We start from the raw sequence: 18,729 nt of genomic DNA, 5'->3' as shown, positions 1-18,729 counted from the left end.
GGTAGCCGGCAGCACCGACATTTTTCGATCACACGTCCCCGCACCGGGGGTTACCGTGCGGACATGGCCGACCACCCCGCCCCTCCCGTGCCCGTGGACCACGTGCAGCCCGTCCCGCGCCGCATCCGCGCGCTGCTGGCGGGCGAGGTCCTGCTCGACACCACGCGCGCGCTCTACGTCTGGGAGCACCCGTACTACCCGCAGTACTACGTCCCGCGCGCCGACGTCCGCCCCGCGGTGCTCGTGGACGAGCACCGCGACAAGCCCACGAGCCGGGGCGTCGCCCGCCTGCACGGCGTCCGCGCGGGCGCGGAGCACCGGGCGGGGGCGGCGCTGCACTACCCGGACTTCCACGACGCCGTGCGCTTCGACTGGGCCGCGGCGGACCTGTGGTTCGAGGAGGACGAGCAGGTCTTCGTGCACCCGCGCAGCCCGTACGTGCGGGTGGACGCCCTGCGGTCGTCGCGCACGGTGCGGATCGAGCTGGACGGGGTGGTGGTCGCCGAGTCGTCGACGCCGGTGCTGGTGTTCGAGACCGGCCTGCCGACCCGCTACTACCTCAGCCGCACCGACGTCGACTTCCGCGTGCTGACCCGCACCGCGACGGTCACCGCGTGCCCGTACAAGGGGACGACCACCGACTACTGGTCGATCGTCACGCCCACCGGCACGCACCAGGACCTGGCCTGGAGCTACAGCTTCCCCACGAAGGAAATGCTGCCGATCGCCGGTCTGGTCGCGTTCTACAACGAGAAGGTCGACGTCCTGCTGGACGGCGTGCTCCAGGAACGGCCGGTCACCCACTTCTGACCGCGCCGGATCCCCCTGAGCCGCGCCCAGGGGGATCCGAAGGGCCTACGAGGGGCGCGCGGCCCTCTCGTCGCGCCGGGACTTGGCCAGGCTCGCCACCGTGGTGACCACCAGGATGCCGATGATCACCGGGAGGGACACCTCGATGCCGATCGTCGGGACGGCCAGCGGCTCACCGCCGTTGAGGAACGGCAGCGAGTTGGTGTGCAGCGCCTCGAGGATCAGCTTCACGCCGATGAACGCGAGGATCAGCGACAGGCCGATCGACAGGTACACGAGCCTGTTCAGCAGGCCGCCGAGCAGGAAGTACAGCTGGCGCAGGCCCATCAGGGCGAACGCGTTGGCCGTGAAGACGAGGAACGGCTCCTTGGTGAGGCCGAAGATCGCCGGGATCGAGTCGAGCGCGAACAGCAGGTCGGTGCTGCCGATCGCGATCATCACGATGAACATCGGGGTCACGAACCGCTTGCCGTCGATCCTGATGAACGACTTCGCGTCGTGGTACTCGTCGGCCACCGGGAAGATCCGGCGCACGAAGCGGAGGAACGCGTTCTCCTTGAACTCCTCGTCCTCGTCGTGGCCCGACCGCGCCAGCTTGTAGCCGGTGTAGATCAGGAACGCGCCGAAGAGGTAGAACACCCAGCTGAACTGGGCGATGACCGCCGCGCCGACGGCGATGAAGATGCCGCGCATCACCAGCGCGATCAGGATGCCGACCAGCAGCACCCTGCCCTGGTGGACGGCGGGCACCTTGAACGTGTTCATGATGATCAGGAAGATGAACAGGTTGTCGATGCTGAGCGAGTACTCGGTGATGTACCCCGCGAAGAACTCGCTCGCCGGGACGCCTCCCGCGAAGTACCAGATGCCGATGCCGAAGAGCACGGCGACGGAGACGTAGAACGTCACCCACCTGCCCGCCTCGCCGAGCGACACCTCGTGGGGCTTGCGACCGACCAGGACCAGGTCGACGGCCAGCAGGAGCAGCAGCCCCGCGACCGTCGCAAGCCACAACCACAGTGGAACAGACATGCGGGAACACACCCTCCGGAACATGGCGAGCACGCCGATGACCGGAGGTCTCCTCCGCCGGTTGCGACCGACCGGCGGCACCGGGAGCTCGAACTGCCTCCGTGTTGACGGCACCACCGCGTTGGGAGTACTCCCCTCCGCTTACCGCGAACAGTGTCCCTTATGTCCTGTCCCGAGCGCCACACGAGGGCGTCCGATCGCCCCGATCGTGTGCGGTCTCACCGCGTGGCCGTGTGACGAAACACCGTTTCGGGAGATGTCGTCGCCACGAAATGCATCGTCGGCGAAAGTGATCGTTCATCACTATTTCCGGGATTCGAGTCCCGTTTACGGCGTTCTGGAGGCCGATTTCGCCCTCGACGTCATCCGACTTCTTTCGCCACTCGGATGATCTAGCGTCCGGGTCCGGGAGATCGATAACGCCGATTCGGTGAACTCTGGGAACGCTCCCGGTCCAAGGCGTTGTAGGGGGTGTTCTGAATCGGTTACCGGGGTCGCTCGGTGCCCTGTCGACTACACAAGGTAGCTGAAATCCGAAATAATATCTCGAATGGATCACGGCGGGCGAATACAACTGGTGGATGCCTGGCGAGGGGGTTACTAGTTGGGCGTGCCTCTGAGAGCCAGACCGGTCGCGCGGTTAACGCGCCCTGCGCGGGAGCGACGACCGGGGACCACCTCCACCCAAGGACCGGTGTACTTGTGAACCACGATTCGATGCAGCATTTCTCCTCGGGTCTGTGGACCCCGCTGCTCGCCTACGCGATCTCGGTGATCGGGTCGCTGATCGGCCTGTCGTGCATGGCCAAGGCCAGGGCGGAGGACGGCCGCCGCGCCAAGGTGACCTGGACGGTGTTCGGGGCGTTCGCCATCGGTGGTGTGGCGATCTGGCTGATGCACTTCATCGCGATGCTCGGCTTCGACGTCAGCTCCGGCGTCGTCAAGTACTCCGCGCCGCTCACGGCGCTGTCCGCGCTGATCGCCGTGGTCATGGTCGGCATCGGCCTGTCGATGGTCACCCTCGCGCGGTTCACCAAGGTGCGGCTCGTGAGCGCGGGCGTGGTGTCCGGTCTCGGCGTGGCGGGCATGCACTACATGGGGATGTCCGCGATCCGGTTCCAGGGCGAGATCTCCTACGACCCGCTGCTCGTCGCCGTGTCCTGCCTCATCGCCGTCGTCGCCGCCACGGCCGCCTTCTGGTTCACACTCGTGGTGAAGACGACCCCGGCCCGCATCGGCGCGGGCCTCATCATGGGTGTGGCCGTGACCGGAATGCACTTCACCGGCATGGCCGCGGTGAGGGTCGAGGTCAACCCGTCGATCGTCCCGCCGGTCGGCACCGACGTGTTCGACCTCGTGTTCCCGGTCTTCGTGCTCGGTGGCCTCGTCGTGGCCGTCCTGCTGTGGACGCTGTTCACCTCGGAGAACGACATGCTCGCCGAACCCAAGGGCACGGCGGGGTGAATTCCGGTCGATTCGGATGTCGGCCGTGTTTCCGGCCGGCATCCGGTGGTACGCGCCATTCGGATCACGGTCGGCGCCGTTCGGCAATGGTGATTCCCAAATCGTGACCGGTTCAGAAAGTGATTTCCTTCGTTCGCCGGGGCATGAGCAGGACGGTCAGCGCGCTGCACGCCGCGACGAGCGCCATGGCGACGAAGACGTTGTGCGTCGCGTCGTCGAGGGCGCCGCGGACGAACGTGACGACTGGGGAGTCCGGGTCGGCGTGGCCGCCCAGCACCACGGTCGTGGCGTCCACGCTCGGCGGCAGCTGCCCCGCCACGTTCGCGGGCGGCTCGGCGAACCTGGACGCGAGCGAGGCGTTGGCGATGGCGCCGAACACGGCCACCCCCACCGCGCTGCCCAGCGACCGGCTGAACATGTTGGTGGCCGTGACGACGCCCCGGCGGTCCCAGCCGACGGTCGACTGCACGGCGATGACGGTCGGGCTCGACACCAGGCCGAGGCCCACGCCCATGACGAACGAGCCCGCCGCGGCCTCCCACACGGCCGAGTCCTGCGACAGCAGCGTGACGAGCACGGCTCCGACGATCACGAAGGCGCTGCCGATCAGCGACGTGTCGCGGAACCCGATCCGCATGTAGACCCGGCCGGACATCGCCGCGGACGCGGGCCAGCCGAGGGTGAGCGCGGCCAGCGCGAACCCGGCCACCAGCGCCCCCGTGCCGAGCACGCCCTCGACGAACGTGGGCAGGTAGGAGGTCAGGCCCATCAGCAGCGCGCCGACCACCAGGGACGTGAGGTTGCCGCCGACCAGCGTGCGGTGGCGGAACACCCACATCGGCAGGATCGGCTCCGCGGCCCGGCGCTCGGCCAGCACGAACACGACCAGCACCACCGCGCCGACGCCGAACACCAGCAGGCTCTGCCACGACGCCCACGGCCAGGCCACCCCGCCCTCGAGCAGACCGAGCAGCACCAGCGGGAGGCCGATCGTCAGCAGCGTCGCGCCGAGGTAGTCGACCTTGTGCACCTGCTTGACGATCTTCTCCTGGAACCGCAGTGCCAGGAACACCACGGCGATCGCGCCCAGCGGCACGTTGACGAAGAAGATCCAGCGCCACGACAGGTAGTCGGAGAACACGCCGCCCAGCGCGGGGCCGATCAGCGAGGCGACCGCCCACACGCTGGTCACGTAGCCCTGCACCTTCGCGCGCTCCTGCACGGTGTACAGGTCGCCCAGCATCGTGATGCTCATCGGCTGCACCGCGCCAGCGCCGATGCCCTGGATGGCGCGGGCCGCGATCAGCACCGGCATGCTCCACGCTGCTCCGGACAGCACCGAGCCCAGCAGGAACACCCCGATGCCGAAGAACATCACCGGCTTGCGGCCGAGGATGTCGGCGAACTTCCCGTACAGCGGCACGGTGACCGCCTGGGTGAGCAGGTAGATCGAGAACAGCCAGGGGAACTGGGAGAACCCGCCGAGGTCGTCCACGATGGACGGGACCGCCGTCGCGATGATCGTGCTGTCCAGCGCGACCAGGCCGGTGGTGAGCATGACCGCTATGAGGACGGGGCCTCGGTCCGACCGGAGTCCGAGCTGCTTCCGGGTGAGCGGGGCCGGTGCCGTCATGCGCGACTGCTCCTAGGGGTCGAGGGGTGGGTCCGCACAGGGGCAACGCCCTGGTCGGGTGCCCGCATTCCGCCTCGGCACGAACATGCCGGCGCGCCGAGCCGTGGAATGGTCGGATGTGCGCCACAACGCGATGTGATCGATAACATGTGCCGGTGGACAAGGTGACGCGAGAGCCCGCGATGACGGACGTGGCGCGGCTGGCCGGTGTGTCGCACCAGACGGTGTCGAGGGTGCTCAACGGCCACCCGAACGTGCGCGAGCAGACCCGCAACCGGGTCAGGGCCGCGATCTCCGAGCTGGGCTACCGGCCGAACAGGGCGGCGAAAGCCCTGGTCACCGGCCGTTCGCAGGTGTTGGGCGTGGTGGCGCAGAACTCGACGCTCTACGGGCCCGCCTCGCTGCTGGTCGCCTTCGAGCACGCCGCCGCCGAGGCCGGGTTCACCGTCAGCGTGGGCAACGTCAGCGTGCTCGACCGGCACTCGATCGGGCGCGCGGTGGAGCAGCACCTCGACCAGCGGGTCGCCGGGATCGTGGTGATCGCGCCCGTCGAGTCCGCTAACGAGGCCCTGGAACACCTGCCCGCCGACGTCCCGCTGGTCACGATCGACGGCGACCCGTCGCGCCCGGCCGCGCTGGTGACCGTCGACCAGGCCGCCGGGGCCCGCGACGCCACCAAGTTCCTGCTCGACGCGGGCCACTCCACGGTGTGGCACGTGTCCGGGCCGAACGACTGGTTCGACAGCACCGGCCGCGTCCAGGGCTGGCGGGACGCGCTGACCGCGGCGGGCGTGGAGGTGCCTCCGGTCGTACCCGCCGACTGGACCGCCGCGTCGGGCTACCGGGCCGGGCAGATGCTGGCGCGGATGCCGGAGGTGACGGCGGTGTTCGCCGCCAACGACCACCTCGCGCTCGGCATCCTGCGCGCGATGAGCGAACGCGGGCGCCGGGTGCCCGAGGACGTCAGCGTGGTCGGCTTCGACGACGTGCCCGAGGCCGCGTACTTCATCCCGCCGCTGACCACGATCCGGCCGGACTTCGAGGCCGTGGCCAGGGCGACCCTGGCGATGCTGCTCGGCCAGATCGAGTCCGGCACGCCGACGGCCACCCGGCACACGATCGCGCCGGAGCTGGTGGTGCGCGACAGCGTGGCCCCGCCCGCCGGGCGTTGAGAACGCTCATCCCGCCCGTTGCGGGGTCTGATCCCGTGCGCTGACAAGGTGTCCGTCGAGTTACCGAAACGTTGCGCCACCCTGTTGACGGCCGCATTGTTAGCGATAACAATCCGTCGCACAAGCCGCACGGACAAAGGTGTCACGCCATGCCGATCGATCCGCAGGACGCGCTGGTGGTCGGAGTCGACTACGGCACGCTGTCCGGCAGAGCAGTGGTGGTGCGGGTGCACGACGGCGCCGAACTGGGCAGCGCCGTGCACGCGTACCGGCACGGCGTGCTCGACCGCACGCTGCCCGCCACCGGCAGGGCGCTGCCGCCGGAGTGGGCGCTCCAGGTCCCGTCCGACTACGTCGACGTGCTGCGCGACGCGGTGCCCAGGGCGCTCGAGGCCGCGGGCGCCGACCCGGCGCTGGTGATCGGTGTCGGCACGGACTTCACCGCCTGCACGATGGTGCCCACGACCGCCGACGGCACGCCGCTGTCCGAGCTGCCCGCGTTCGCCGAGAACCCGCACGCCTACGTGAAGCTGTGGCGCCACCACGCCGCGCAGGGCCAGGCCGACCGGATCAACGAGCTGGCCCGCAAGCGCGAGGAGCCGTGGCTGCCGCGCTACGGCGGGCTGATCTCCTCGGAGTGGGAGTTCGCCAAGGGGCTCCAGCTCCTGGAGGAGGCGCCCGAGGTCTACGAGGCGATGGACCACTGGGTCGAGGCCGCCGACTGGATCATCTGGCAGCTCACCGGGCAGTACGTCCGCAACGCCTGCTCGGCCGGGTACAAGGGCATCCGCCAGGACGGCGGCTACCCGTCGCCGGACTTCCTGCGCGAGCTGCACCCCGGTTTCGAGCGGTTCGTCGCGGACAAGCTCGACCACCCGATCGGCGCGCTCGGCGACCGCGCGGGCGGGCTGTCCGCCGAGGCCGCCGCGTGGACCGGGCTGCCCGAGGGCATCGCCGTCGCGGTCGGCAACGTCGACGCGCACGTCACCGCCCCCGCCGCGAACGCCGTCGAGCCCGGCCAGATGGTCGCGATCATGGGCACCTCGACCTGCCACGTGCTCAGCGGCGCCGACCTGCGCGAGGTGCCCGGCATGTGCGGCGTCGTGGACGGCGGCATCGTGCCCGGCCTGTGGGGCTACGAGGCGGGGCAGAGCGGCGTCGGCGACATCTTCGGCTGGTTCGTGGAGAACTGCGTCCCGCCGTCCTACCACCGGCTCGCGGTCGACCGCGGCATCACCGTGCACGAGCTGCTCACCGAGCTGGCCGAGGCGCAGGAGATCGGCGAGCACGGCCTGGTCGCGCTGGACTGGCACAGCGGCAACCGGTCCGTGCTGGTCGACCACGAGCTGTCCGGCCTGGTCGTCGGCCAGACCCTGGCCACCCGCGCCGAGGACACCTACCGCGCGCTGATCGAGGCGACCGCGTTCGGCACCCGCCGGATCATCGACGCGTTCGCCGAGTCCGGCGTGCCGGTCACCGAGCTGATCGTCGCCGGTGGCCTGCTGCGCAACACCTTCCTGATGCGGGTCTACGCCGACGTCACCGGCTTGCCGCTGTCGGTGATCGGGTCCGAGCAGGGGCCCGCGCTCGGGTCGGCGATCCACGCGGCGGTCGCCGCGGGCGCCTACCCCGACATCCGGTCGGCCGCGGCCGCGATGGGGTCTGTGCGCCGCGGCGCCTACCTGCCCGTCCCCGCGAACGTCGAGGCCTACCAGCACCTCTACGCCGACTACGTCGAGCTGCACGACCACTTCGGGCGCGGCGGCAACGACGTGATGCACCGGCTCAAGGCGCGCAAGCGCGCCGTCACGGCTACCGAGGGGAAGAGCTGATGCCGTTGGTGCGGCAGGTGATCGCCGACCTGCGCGAGACCGTCGCGGCCCTGCACGGCGAGCTCACCAGGTACGGCCTGGTGATGTGGACCGCGGGCAACGTGTCGGCGCGGGTGCCGGGCGAGGACCTGATGGTGATCAAGCCGTCCGGGGTGGCCTACGACCAGCTGACCGCCGACACGATCGTCGTCACGGACCTGCACGGCGAGCTGGTCGAGGGCGACCTGTCGCCGTCGTCGGACACCGCGGCGCACGGGTACGTCTACCGGCACATGCCCGAGGTCGGCGGGGTCGTGCACACGCACTCCGCCTACGCCACCGCGTGGGCCGCCCGCGGCGAGCCGATCCCGTGCGTGCTGACGATGATGGCCGACGAGTTCGGCGGCGAGGTCCCGGTCGGGCCGTTCGCCCTGATCGGCGACGACTCCATCGGCCGCGGCATCGTGGAGACGTTGCGGGACAGCCGTTCCCCGGCGGTGCTGATGCGCAACCACGGCCCGTTCACGATCGGGTCCGACGCCCGCGCCGCGGTGAAGGCCGCGGTGATGGTGGAGGACGTGGCCAGGACCGTCCACATCGCACACCAGCTCGGCAGCCCCACCGGCATCGGCCAGGACGACATCGACAGCCTGTACGTCCGCTACCGCACCGTCTACGGGCAGGCCTAGGACGTGGAACCACGAGGAGAGCCCGCCATGCCACCCGCAGCCAAGCCCCAGCTCTGGTTCCTCACGGGCAGCCAGCACCTCTACGGCCCCGAGACGCTGGACCAGGTCGCCAAGCAGTCCCAGCAGATCCAGGGCACGCTCTCGGACTCCGGCCGGATCTCCGCGGAGATCATCTGGAAGCCGGTGCTGACCGACTCCGGCGCCATCCGCCAGGTCATGCTGGAGGCCAACGCCGACCCGGCGTGCGTCGGCGTGCTGGCCTGGATGCACACGTTCTCGCCCGCCAAGATGTGGATCACCGGGCTGGACGTGCTGCGCAAGCCCCTGCTGCACCTGCACACCCAGCTCAACGCGGCGCTGCCGTGGGAGTCCATCGACATGGACTTCATGAACCTCAACCAGGCCGCGCACGGCGACCGCGAGTTCGGGTTCATCCAGACCCGGCTCGGGGTGGCCCGCAAGACCGTCGCCGGGCACGCCTCCGACCCCGAGCTGGCCGCCCGGATCGACGGCTGGGTGCGCGCCGCCACCGGCCACAGCCACCTGCGCGGCCTCAAGCTGGCCCGGTTCGGCGACAACATGCGCGACGTCGCGGTGACCGAGGGCGACAAGGTCGAGGCCGAGCTGCGGTTCGGCGTCTCGGTGAACACCTACGGCGTCAACGACCTCGTGGCCGTGGTGGACGACGTGGCCGACGACGAGGTCTCCGTGCTGGTCGCGGAGTACGCCGACGCCTACGCGCTCGCCCCGGAGCTGGCCAGGGGCGCCGACCGGCACGAGTCGCTGCGCTACGCGGCCCGCATCGAGCTGGGGCTGCGGCGGTTCCTCACCGACGGCGGGTTCGGCGCGTTCACCACGAACTTCGAGGACCTCGGCGGCCTGCGCCAGCTGCCCGGCCTGGCCGTGCAGCGGCTGATGGCCGACGGCTACGGCTTCGGCGGCGAGGGCGACTGGAAGACCTCGGCGCTGCTGGCCGCGGTCAAGGCGATGGGCACGGGCACCGGGCGCGGCACGTCGTTCATGGAGGACTACACCTACCACTTCGGGCCGGGCGAGCCGAAGATCCTCGGCGCCCACATGCTGGAGGTCTGCCCGACGATCGCGGCCGACCGCCCGTCGTGCGAGATCCACCCGCTCGGCATCGGCGGCCGCGAGGACCCGGTCCGCCTGGTCTTCGACGCCACTCCGGGCGCGGGCGTGGTGATCGGGCTGTCCGACCTCGGCGACCGCTTCCGCCTGGTGGCCAACGAGATCGAGGTCGTGCCACCGGACGAGCCGCTGCCCAACCTCCCGGTGGCCCGCGCCGTGTGGAAGCCCGCACCGGCCCTCTCCACCTCCGCCGAGTCCTGGCTCACCGCGGGCGGTCCGCACCACACGGTGCTGACCCAGGCCGTCGGCGCCGAGACCCTGCGGGACTTCGCGCACATGGCGCACACCGAGCTCGTGGTCATCGACGGGTCGACCACCACGGCGGACTTCGGGGACCGCCTCCGCTGGAACCAGGCCTACTACCGACTCGCCCAGGGCTTGCCCGGCTGGCGATAGCACGTACCGAACCCGACAGGAGAGAACGATGAAGTTCACCCGTATCGCAGCGGTGGGTGGCGCACTCGCGCTGACCGCCGCGCTGAGCGCGTGCGGCTCGTCCACCAAGACGGTCGACCAGCAGGCCGAGAGCGGGTCCGGTGCGGGCTCGCTGGTCGGCGTCACGATGCCGACGAAGTCCTCCGAGCGGTGGATCCACGACGGCGACAACATCAAGGCCGCGCTGGAGAAGCAGGGCTACCAGGTCGACCTGCAGTACGCGGAGAACGACATCCCGACGCAGGTCAACCAGATCGAGAACCAGATCACCAAGGGCGCCAAGGTGCTCATCGTGGCGTCCATCGACGGCACCGCGATCACCACCCAGCTGCAGGAGGCCGCGGACAAGAAGATCCCGGTCATCGCCTACGACCGGCTGATCCGCAACAGCCCGAACGTCGACTACTACGCCACGTTCGACAACGCCAAGGTCGGCGTCGAGCAGGCCACGTCGCTGCTCGTCGGACTGGGCCTGAAGAAGGCCGACGGCTCCGAGGGCGACGCCAAGGGCCCGTTCAACATCGAGCTGTTCGCGGGCTCGCCGGACGACAACAACGCCACGTTCTTCTTCAACGGCGCCATGTCCGTCCTCCAGCCGTACCTGGACAAGGGCACGCTGGTCGTGAAGAGCAACCAGAAGGACTTCAAGACCGTCGCGATCCTGCGCTGGGACCCGGCCACCGCGCAGAAGCGCATGGAGGACGTGCTGACGTCCAGCTACGGCGGCGGCGCGCTGGTGCAGGGCGTGCTGTCCCCCTACGACGGCCTGTCCATCGGCATCCTGTCGGCGCTCAAGAGCAACGGCTACGGCAGCGGCACCCAGCCCTACCCGATCGTGACCGGTCAGGACGCCGAGGTCGCCTCGGTCAAGTCGATCATCGCCGGTGAGCAGTACTCCACGGTGTACAAGGACACCCGCGAGCTGGCCGCCGTCACGGTGAAGATGGCCGACGCCGTGCTCAAGGGCTCCAAGCCCGAGGTCAACAACACCAAGGACTACGACAACGGCAAGAAGGTCGTGCCGTCGTTCCTGCTCCAGCCGGTCACCGTCGACAAGACCAACTACCAGAAGGTCCTGATCGAGTCCGGCTACTACACCGCCGACCAGATCAAGTAGCACGCCGCAGGCCGGGCCCCGCTCGGGGCCCGGCCGTGTGAAGGGAACCGACCAGCGATGGCAGACGACATCCTGCGCATGCGGGGGATCACGAAGACCTTTCCCGGCGTCAAGGCGCTGCAGGACGTCGCGCTCTCGGTGCGGCGCGGCGAGATCCACGCGATCTGCGGGGAGAACGGCGCGGGCAAGTCCACGTTGATGAAGGTGCTGTCCGGCGTGTACCCGCACGGGTCCTACGACGGCGAGATCACGTTCGAGGGCGAGCCGTGCGAGTTCTCCGGCATCCACGACAGCGAGCGCCGCGGGATCGTGATCATCCACCAGGAGCTGGCGCTGTGCGCGCAGCTCTCGATCGCGGAGAACCTGTTCCTGGGCAACGAGCTGTCGCACCGCGGCCTGATCGACTGGAACCGCACCAACCACGAGGCCGCCGCCCTGCTGGAACGGGTGGGCCTCAAGGAGAACCCGACCACGCCGGTGCTCGACATCGGCGTGGGCAAGCAGCAGCTCGTGGAGATCGCCAAGGCGCTGTCCAAGGAGGTGCGGCTGCTGATCCTCGACGAGCCGACCGCCGCGTTGAACGACGAGGACTCCGCGCACCTGCTCGACCTGCTGCGCGGCCTGCGCGAGCAGGGCATCACCTGCGTGATCATCTCGCACAAGCTCAACGAGATCGCCGCCATCGCCGACTCCATCACGATCCTGCGCGACGGCCGGACGATCGAGACGCTGGACATGAAGGTCGACGACGTGACCGAGAACCGGATCATCTCCGGCATGGTCGGCCGCGACCTGTCCGACCGGTTCCCGCCGCACACGCCGAACATCGGCGACGAGGTGCTGCGCATCGAGGACTGGACGGTGCACAGCACCACCCAGCGCGGTCGGGTCGTCGTCTCCGACGCCAACCTGGTGTTGCGCCGGGGTGAGATCGTCGGGCTGGCCGGGCTGATGGGCGCGGGCCGCACGGAGCTGGCGATGAGCGTGTTCGGCCGCGCCTACGGCACCGACATCTCCGGGCGGATCTTCAAGAACGGCCAGGAGATCTCGGTGAGGTCGGTGCGCGACGCGATCCGCCACGGCATCGCCTACGTCACCGAGGACCGCAAGCGCTACGGCCTCAACCTCATCGAGGACATCAAGCGCAACGTCTCCGCCGTCGGCCTCGGCAAGCTCGCCAGACGGGGATGGGTCAACGAGAACGAGGAGCACCGCGTCGCCGAGGGGTTCCGGCGCAGCATGAACATCAAGGCCCCCGGCGTGGCGACCACCACCGGCACGCTCAGCGGCGGCAACCAGCAGAAGGTCGTGCTGTCCAAGTGGATCTTCACCGATCCGGACGTGCTGATCCTCGACGAGCCGACCCGCGGCATCGACGTCGGCGCCAAGTACGAGATCTACTCGATCGTCAACAAGCTCGCGGACGAGGGCAAGGCGGTGCTGGTCATCTCCTCGGAGCTGCCGGAGCTGCTGGGCCTCTGCGACCGGATCTACGCCCTGTCGGCCGGGCACGTCACCGGCGAGGTCGACCGCGCGGAAGCCACCCAGGAGCGACTGATGCAGTACATGACCAAGGGACAGGAGTAGCGCCATGACCAGCACCGCCCCCACGGACGCCGACGTCCCCAGCCCCGTTCTCGACGGCCCGCCGGAGCGCGCGCCGCGCCGGTTCTCGATCAACCTCCGGCAGGGCGGCATCTACGTCGCGTTCGGGCTGATCGTCGTGCTGTTCACCATCCTCACCGACGGTGCGCTGCTCCAGCCGCAGAACATCTCGAACATCATCGTCCAGAACTCCTACGTCCTGATCCTCGCGATCGGGATGATCCTGATCATCATCGCCGGGCACATCGACCTGTCCGCCGGGTCGGTGGTGGCGTTGACCGGCGCGATCTGCGCGGTCCTCACGGTGAACATGGGCATGCCCTGGCCGCTGGCCGTGCTGGTCACGCTCGTGGCGGGCGCCGCGATCGGGGCCTGGCAGGGCTACTGGGTCGCCTACTTCGGCATCCCGGCGTTCATCGTGACGCTGGCGGGCATGCTCGTGTTCCGCGCGCTCACCCTGACCGTGCTGGGCAACCAGGGCATCGGCCCGTTCCCCGACCAGATCCGCACCCTCTCCAACGGGTTCATCGAAGGGGTCCTCGGCAACGTCGGCCTCGGCCCGCTGGGCGGCGCCGACCTGCTCACCCTCCTGGTCGGGGTCGTGGTCGTGGCGGGCATCGCGTTCACCCAGTGGCGGTCCCGCAAGGGCCGCGCGGGCTACGGCCAGACGGTCGACCCGTTCCCGATCTTCGTCGCGCGCATCGTCGCGGCGGCACTGGTGGTGCTCGCCGTCATCGTGCAGCTCGCCCGGTTCAAGAACCTGCCGTGGGTGCTCGTCCTGCTGGCCGCGCTGGTGCTCGGGTACTCGCTGCTCACCAACCGGGCGGTGTTCGGCCGGCGCATCTACGCGGTGGGCGGCAACCTCCAGGCGGCCACGCTGTCGGGCGTGAAGGTGAAGTCGGTGACGTTCTGGATCTTCGTGAACATGGGGGTGCTGGCGGCGCTCGCGGGAGTGATCTTCGCGGGCAGGCTCAACCAGGCGGGGCCCACGGCGGGCAACGCGTTCGAGCTGGACGCGATCGCGGCGGCGTTCATCGGCGGGGCGGCCGTGCAGGGCGGGGTCGGGAAGGTGGTCGGGGCGATCACCGGTGGTTTGATCATGGCGGTGATCAACAACGGGATGTCGTTGATCGGGGCGCCCAGTGAACGGGTGATGCTGGTCAAGGGGCTGGTGTTGTTGGCGGCTGTGGCTTATGACGTGTGGACGAAGAGGAGGTCGGGGGTTCGGGCGTAGGGGGGGTTCGGTTTTCGGTTTTTCCAACGTGTGAAGCCCGGCCCCGCCCCTCTTGCCCCTGGTGAAGTCCAGTCCGGCCCTCTCACCCCGTGGGTCCGGCTTTCGGGCCTCCCACCCCTGGGAAGCCCAGCCCCCGGCGCGCGATTGTCTCAATACCCGATCTTCGTTGTCAAGACGATGGAGCTGTCTTGACAACGAAGATCGGGTAGGAGGGCGCTGTGGATCAGGGGCAGAGGGGAAGTCTGGCTTCGCCAGCATCGAGCTGCGCTCGACTCAAGCATCCTCGGCTGCGCCGTCGGACAAGGCCCCAGGCGCTTCGCGCCGGATGCGCGTTGGCGGGCTGCGCCCATCGTGGGGATCCTTGGCTTCGCCGTCGGACAAGGCGGGTGGGCGCTACGCGCCGGATGCGAGGTGGCGGCTGCGCCCTTCGTGGCGGGGCGTTCTGGCTTTGGTTGTTGTCGTCAGGTTGGTAGGCGGTTGCCCTGGGGGTCGTAGGCGGACAGGGTGATGTTGTCCAGGGGGGTGCCGTCGGGGACTTCGTCTGGGGTGAACCAGAAGACGGTGATGGTGTTGTCGGTGCTCCACTGGGCTTGGTGGGCGGCGCCCATGACCTGGTTGTCGAGTTCCAGGACGATGCGGTGGACGGGACCCTGGTAGATGCCGTAGAGGCGGGTTGTGGTGCCGGTGTGGGTGGTGATGGTGGCGAAGCCGGTGCCGCGTGCGTAGAGGGGCGTGGTTTGCACGGCGTGGTGGTTGGGGCCGGTGGCGAGGGTGAGGGCGTAGCCGGTGTCGGTGTCGCGGAGGGTGCTGTCCTTGAGGGTGGTGGCTGAGCCGTCGGGGCGGGCGGGGTCTTGGTGGTTGGTGGTGAAGTAGAGGACCTCGTCGTCGAAGCCGGTGTTGATGATGTCGCCGACCGGGCCCGGTGCTGAGCTGGTCGGGTTGGCGGCGGTGATCTCGACGGTGGGTGGGGGAGTGGGGGGTGGGCCCGCGCGGCCGAGGGCGATGATGCCGACGAGCAGGGCGGCGGTGGTGGTGACGACGCTGCCGCTGAGGGCGAGTCTGCGGCGGGTTCTGATGCGCCTGCCGGTTTTCATGACCTGGGCGACGTCGATCGCGGGGGAGTCGGCCGGGGTTGTGCGCAGGGCGGTGCGGAGGGCGTCCAGGTCGGTCATCGGGTCTCCTCCCGCGTGGGCGACAAGGTGACTCGCAGCTTGGCCAGTGCGCGCGAGTTCGTGCTCTTCACGGTGCCGAGCGACACCTTCAGCTCGGCGGCCACCTCGGCCTCTGGGAGGTCGAGGTAGTGGCGGAGGACGATGATCGCGCGTTCCCGTGCGGTCAGACCACCGAGGACCCGCATGAGCCACTCCTGCTCGGCGTGGTCGTCGGTGAAGTCGCCGACCTCCGGGCGCTCCGGGAGGGTCTCCTGCACGTGCTCGCGGATGGGGCGGCGCCAGCGGTCGATGGTCAGGTTGGTGAGCACCCGGCGGGTGTAGCTGTAGGCGTCCTGGCTGCGCACCCGCGACCACGACGCGTAGGTCCTGGCCAGCGCGGTCTGCACGGCGTCCTCCGCCTGGTGGCGGTCGCCGGTCATCAGGTGCGCGGCCCGCAGCAGCCGGGCCGAGTTCGCCTCCACGAACTCGACGAACTGGCGGTCACCCCTGCTCACATGCCTCCTCCGCGCGCACTCCCGCACTGGTGTGTACGAGCGGGGCCGCCGAAAGGTTGAGAGCGGCGGCCCGATCTCTGCTGGAATGGGTGGCCTGGACGAGGGGGAGAAGTGGACATCGAGATCACGGCGTTCGACGGCGAGCGCGCCGAAGAGGCGGACCTGCTGGCCTACCACCGGGTGGTGCAGTCGGCGCGGGACGTGGACCTGGCGGAGGCGGTGCCGATCGCCTACGAGGCCGTCGTGCGGTCGGTGCGCCTGCCGCACCCCGGCCTCGGCCGGGCGGACCGGTGGGTGGCCCGGCGCAGCGGCGAGGTGATCGCGGTCGCGTTCGCGTACTTCCCGGACGGCGGGAACGAGCACGTGGCGCTGGTCGACGTGACGGTCCACCCGAAGGCGAGGCGGCAGGGGATCGGCACCGCCCTGCTCGAGGCCGTGCTGCCGGGGCTGCGGGGCAGGCGGGTCGTGGAAGGGCTCCAGGTGGTCGCGGGCGGCGCGGGTGAGCGGTGGGCGCACGCGCTCGGGTTCCGGACCGTCAACGCGACCGTCATGCAGGAGCTGCGGATCGCCGACGTCGACGCGGCGCGGTGGGACGTCGACGTGCCCGAGGGCTACCGCTTGGAGACGTGGTCCGGTGCCGCGCCCGACCACGTCGTCGAGTCCTACGTCCGGTCGAAGGCGGCGATGCACGACGCGCCGACGGGATCCGCCGCGTTCCACCATCCCGAGTGGACGGTGGAACGGGTGCGCCGGACCGAGGAGGAGCTGCGCCGCAGCGGCCGTGACCACCGGGTCGTCGTCGCCGTGCACGAGGCGACGGGCGAGGTCGCCGGGTTCACCGAGCTGCGCCTGCCGGTGCCGCCCAACCGGGAGGCCGTCCAGCAGGACACCGGCGTGCACGCCGAGCACCGCGGCCACGGGCTGGGGCTGTGCGTCAAGGCGCGCATGCTGCGCGACCTCGTGGCCGACGACCTGGCCGTCGACTCGGTGATCACCAGCACGAACGCCGACAACGAGCACATGGTCGCGGTCAACCTCGCGCTCGGCTACACCACGATCCGGTCCATGGTCGACGTGAACCGGACCGCGGCGCCGGACTAGAGGCGTTCGGGTGCCTCGATGCCCAGCAGCGACAGGCCGAGCGTGAGCACCCTGGAGGTGAGCCGCGCGAGCACCAGCCGGGACTCGCGCGCCTCCGGGGTGGTGTCCGGCTTGAGGATGGGGCAGTTCTCGTAGAAGCCGGTGAACGTCGTCGCCGTCTCGAACAGGTACGTGCTCAGCTTGTGCGGCGCGTAGGACTCGAGGGTCGCCTCGATCGCGGCCGGGAACCCGATCAGCTTCACCAGCAGCGCCCGCTCGGCGGGCTCGGTCAGCACCACCCGCGCGCCGGGCTCCGGCACGTCGCCCGCGTTGCGCAGGATCGACCGGATGCGGGCGTTGGCGTACTGGAGGTACACCGAGGTGTTGCCCTCCTTGGCCAGCATCTTCGCCCAGGTGAACACGTAGTCGCGTTCGCGGTCGTTGGACAGGTCGGCGTACTTCACCGCGCCGATGCCCACGATCCGGGCGAGCGCGGCCTGCTCCTCGGCGTCGAACGCGGTCCGCTCGGCGATCACCGCCGCGGCGTGGTCGACCGCCTCGGTCAGCAGGTCCACCAGCTTGAGCGTCCCGCCCTCGCGCGACCGGATCGTCTTGCCGTCCTCGCCGAGGATCGACCCGAACCCGATGTGCTCGGCGTGCTGGTCGGTGAGCCACCCGGCCTGCCGGGAGGCGGCGAACACCATCTTGAAGTGCTGCGACTGCGGCGTCCCGACCACGTAGAGCAGGTCCGTCACGCCCCGGTCGCGCACCCAGTAGCGGATCGTCGCGAAGTCGGTGGTCGCGTAGTTGTAGCCGCCGTCGCGCTTGCGCACGATCAACGGCAGCCGGTCGCCCTCGCGGTTGGCGAACCCCGGCGGGAACACGCACACCGCCCCGTCGCTGACCTCCGTGAGCCCCTTGTCCTCCAGCTCCGCGACCGTCTCGGCCAGGTAGGGGTTGTAGAAGCTCTCGCCGTACACGTCGTCGGGCCCGAGCCCGATGCCGAGCATCGCGTACACCTTCTCGAAGTGCCGCGTCGACTCGTCGACGAGCTGCCGCCACAGCGACAGCGTGTCCTCGTCCCCGCCCTGGAGCGCCACGACCCGCAGCCGCGCGCGGTCCACGAACTCGGGGTCGGCGTCGAACTTCTTGCGCGCCGCCACGTAGAACCCGTTCAGGTCGCCGATCGAGTGGTCGGCGGTGGTGCCGTCGGCTGACCAGCCCTCGTCGACCAGGTGCTCGATCAGCATCCCGAACGGCGTCCCCCAGTCCCCGAGGTGGTTGTGCGGGATGACCTCGTGCCCGGCGAACCGCAGCAGCCGCACCAGCGCGTCACCGATGATCGACGACCGCAGGTGCCCGACGTGCATCTCCTTGGCCACGTTGGGGCTCGACAGGTCGATCGCGACCCGTCGGGCGACCTCCGCGGTCCCCACGCCCATCCGCTCGTCGCCGAGCAGCCCGGCGGCCTGCTCCTGCAGCCACTCCCGGCGCAGCACCAGGTTGACGAACCCCGGCCCGGCGATCTCCGGCGCCTCCACCAGGTCCGCGGCGTCCAGGTGCTCAACCACGGCCTGCGCCACCTCGCGCGGGGCCTTCTCCAGTTTCTTGGCCAGGCTCATCGCCACGTTGCACTGGTAGTCCACGCCCTCGCGGGCGGAGGGTCGGATGACCGCCTCGGCAGGGGTGATCTCCACACCCAGGGCCGCGTGCAGCGCCGCTGCCACCCTGCGCCCCAGTTCCACACCGACGTCACCCTGCAACACCTTCGGACCTCCAGGCTCGTACTGCTTTCAGCCCAGTATCTCCGGTGGGGGAAATCGGTTCGCGAC

15 protein-coding genes are annotated in these 18,729 nt (G+C 69.8%); 10 read left to right on the top strand and 5 right to left on the bottom strand.

Annotated elements, in window-relative coordinates; translation table 11 throughout:
- The first annotated feature begins 63 nt into the window (after positions 1-63).
- Positions 64-810: a DUF427 domain-containing protein gene (locus CLV43_RS20955; protein ID WP_106188946.1), complete on the top strand. Its 747-nt coding sequence runs from the start codon at positions 64-66 to the stop codon at positions 808-810.
- Positions 811-855: 45 nt separating this feature from the next.
- On the opposite strand, the gene CLV43_RS20950 is transcribed toward CLV43_RS20955, so the two are convergent.
- On the bottom strand, positions 856-1,842 hold the full coding sequence (locus CLV43_RS20950) for a TerC family protein (protein WP_106189324.1): 987 nt from the start codon (positions 1,840-1,842) through the stop codon (positions 856-858).
- Positions 1,843-2,559: 717 nt separating this feature from the next.
- Here CLV43_RS20950 and CLV43_RS20945 point away from each other — a divergent pair.
- Positions 2,560-3,306 (top strand): MHYT domain-containing protein, encoded by a 747-nt coding sequence (locus CLV43_RS20945; RefSeq protein ID WP_106189323.1) that lies wholly within the window; start codon positions 2,560-2,562, stop codon positions 3,304-3,306.
- Between the two features lie 112 nt (positions 3,307-3,418).
- Here the strand turns inward: CLV43_RS20945 and CLV43_RS20940 are convergent, their stop codons facing one another.
- Complete coding sequence (locus CLV43_RS20940; RefSeq protein WP_106188945.1) at positions 3,419-4,939, bottom strand: MDR family MFS transporter; 1,521 nt, start codon at positions 4,937-4,939, stop codon at positions 3,419-3,421.
- 182 nt (positions 4,940-5,121) lie between these two features.
- Between CLV43_RS20940 and CLV43_RS20935 the strand changes: the two genes are divergently transcribed.
- The 7 genes from CLV43_RS20935 (at position 5,122) to mmsB (ending at position 14,151) form a co-directional block, all read left to right on the top strand.
- Positions 5,122-6,111 (top strand): LacI family DNA-binding transcriptional regulator, encoded by a 990-nt coding sequence (locus CLV43_RS20935; protein ID WP_106189322.1) that lies wholly within the window; start codon positions 5,122-5,124, stop codon positions 6,109-6,111.
- Positions 6,112-6,260: 149 nt separating this feature from the next.
- A complete protein-coding gene (araB, locus tag CLV43_RS20930) occupies positions 6,261-7,943 on the top strand; it encodes a ribulokinase (protein ID WP_106188944.1) in 1,683 nt (560 codons plus the stop codon).
- Complete coding sequence (locus tag CLV43_RS20925; RefSeq protein WP_106188943.1) at positions 7,943-8,611, top strand: L-ribulose-5-phosphate 4-epimerase; 669 nt, start codon at positions 7,943-7,945, stop codon at positions 8,609-8,611. The genes araB and CLV43_RS20925 overlap by 1 nt, the downstream gene beginning before the upstream one ends.
- A 27-nt stretch (positions 8,612-8,638) precedes the next feature.
- Positions 8,639-10,156 carry an L-arabinose isomerase gene (gene araA / locus CLV43_RS20920; RefSeq protein WP_106188942.1) on the top strand — a complete coding sequence of 506 codons (1,518 nt, stop codon included), beginning with the start codon at positions 8,639-8,641 and terminating at the stop codon, positions 10,154-10,156.
- Positions 10,157-10,184: 28 nt separating this feature from the next.
- Positions 10,185-11,312, top strand: a complete 1,128-nt coding sequence (gene chvE / locus CLV43_RS20915; protein WP_106188941.1) for a multiple monosaccharide ABC transporter substrate-binding protein — start codon at positions 10,185-10,187, stop codon at positions 11,310-11,312.
- A 57-nt stretch (positions 11,313-11,369) separates the two neighbouring features.
- Positions 11,370-12,899, top strand: coding sequence for a multiple monosaccharide ABC transporter ATP-binding protein (mmsA, locus tag CLV43_RS20910; RefSeq protein WP_106188940.1), 1,530 nt, complete (start codon positions 11,370-11,372; stop codon positions 12,897-12,899).
- Between the two features lie 4 nt (positions 12,900-12,903).
- Positions 12,904-14,151, top strand: coding sequence for a multiple monosaccharide ABC transporter permease (gene mmsB, locus CLV43_RS20905; RefSeq protein WP_106188939.1), 1,248 nt, complete (start codon positions 12,904-12,906; stop codon positions 14,149-14,151).
- A 461-nt stretch (positions 14,152-14,612) separates the two neighbouring features.
- Here mmsB and CLV43_RS20900 read toward each other — a convergent pair whose 3' ends face one another.
- Together CLV43_RS20900 and CLV43_RS20895 are read right to left on the bottom strand one after the other, a co-directional pair.
- Positions 14,613-15,323 carry a hypothetical protein gene (locus CLV43_RS20900; protein ID WP_106188938.1) on the bottom strand — a complete coding sequence of 237 codons (711 nt, stop codon included), beginning with the start codon at positions 15,321-15,323 and terminating at the stop codon, positions 14,613-14,615.
- Positions 15,320-15,817, bottom strand: a complete 498-nt coding sequence (locus tag CLV43_RS20895) for a SigE family RNA polymerase sigma factor (RefSeq protein WP_106188937.1) — start codon at positions 15,815-15,817, stop codon at positions 15,320-15,322. Before CLV43_RS20895 ends, CLV43_RS20900 begins: the two co-directional genes overlap by 4 nt.
- A gap of 111 nt (positions 15,818-15,928) precedes the next feature.
- Here CLV43_RS20895 and CLV43_RS20890 point away from each other — a divergent pair, with 111 nt between their 5' ends.
- Entirely contained in the window at positions 15,929-16,918 is a 990-nt protein-coding gene (locus tag CLV43_RS20890) for a GNAT family N-acetyltransferase (protein WP_106188936.1), read from the top strand.
- Here CLV43_RS20890 and argS read toward each other — a convergent pair.
- Positions 16,915-18,663, bottom strand: a complete 1,749-nt coding sequence (gene argS / locus CLV43_RS20885) for an arginine--tRNA ligase (RefSeq protein WP_106188935.1) — start codon at positions 18,661-18,663, stop codon at positions 16,915-16,917. The genes CLV43_RS20890 and argS overlap by 4 nt on opposite strands.
- Positions 18,664-18,729: the final 66 nt, after the last annotated feature.

It is taken from the genome of Umezawaea tangerina (assembly GCF_003002815.1).
GTDB classification, from domain to species: Bacteria; Actinomycetota; Actinomycetes; order Mycobacteriales; family Pseudonocardiaceae; genus Umezawaea; species Umezawaea tangerina.
The sequence above is the reverse complement of the archived record's forward strand: the minus strand, read 5'-3'. Positions and strand labels throughout refer to the sequence as shown.

Coding starts and splice junctions, on each gene's coding strand:
- CLV43_RS20935 (WP_106189322.1), top strand. CDS start 5,122: ATGACGGACGTGGCGCGGCTGGCCGGTGTGTCGCACCAGACGGTGTCG.
- CLV43_RS20925 (WP_106188943.1), top strand. CDS start 7,943: ATGCCGTTGGTGCGGCAGGTGATCGCCGACCTGCGCGAGACCGTCGCG.
- CLV43_RS20955 (WP_106188946.1), top strand. CDS start 64: ATGGCCGACCACCCCGCCCCTCCCGTGCCCGTGGACCACGTGCAGCCC.
- mmsB (WP_106188939.1), top strand. CDS start 12,904: ATGACCAGCACCGCCCCCACGGACGCCGACGTCCCCAGCCCCGTTCTC.
- CLV43_RS20940 (WP_106188945.1), bottom strand. CDS start 4,939: ATGACGGCACCGGCCCCGCTCACCCGGAAGCAGCTCGGACTCCGGTCG.
- araA (WP_106188942.1), top strand. CDS start 8,639: ATGCCACCCGCAGCCAAGCCCCAGCTCTGGTTCCTCACGGGCAGCCAG.
- araB (WP_106188944.1), top strand. CDS start 6,261: ATGCCGATCGATCCGCAGGACGCGCTGGTGGTCGGAGTCGACTACGGC.
- CLV43_RS20950 (WP_106189324.1), bottom strand. CDS start 1,842: ATGTCTGTTCCACTGTGGTTGTGGCTTGCGACGGTCGCGGGGCTGCTG.
- CLV43_RS20900 (WP_106188938.1), bottom strand. CDS start 15,323: ATGACCGACCTGGACGCCCTCCGCACCGCCCTGCGCACAACCCCGGCC.
- CLV43_RS20945 (WP_106189323.1), top strand. CDS start 2,560: ATGCAGCATTTCTCCTCGGGTCTGTGGACCCCGCTGCTCGCCTACGCG.
- chvE (WP_106188941.1), top strand. CDS start 10,185: ATGAAGTTCACCCGTATCGCAGCGGTGGGTGGCGCACTCGCGCTGACC.
- mmsA (WP_106188940.1), top strand. CDS start 11,370: ATGGCAGACGACATCCTGCGCATGCGGGGGATCACGAAGACCTTTCCC.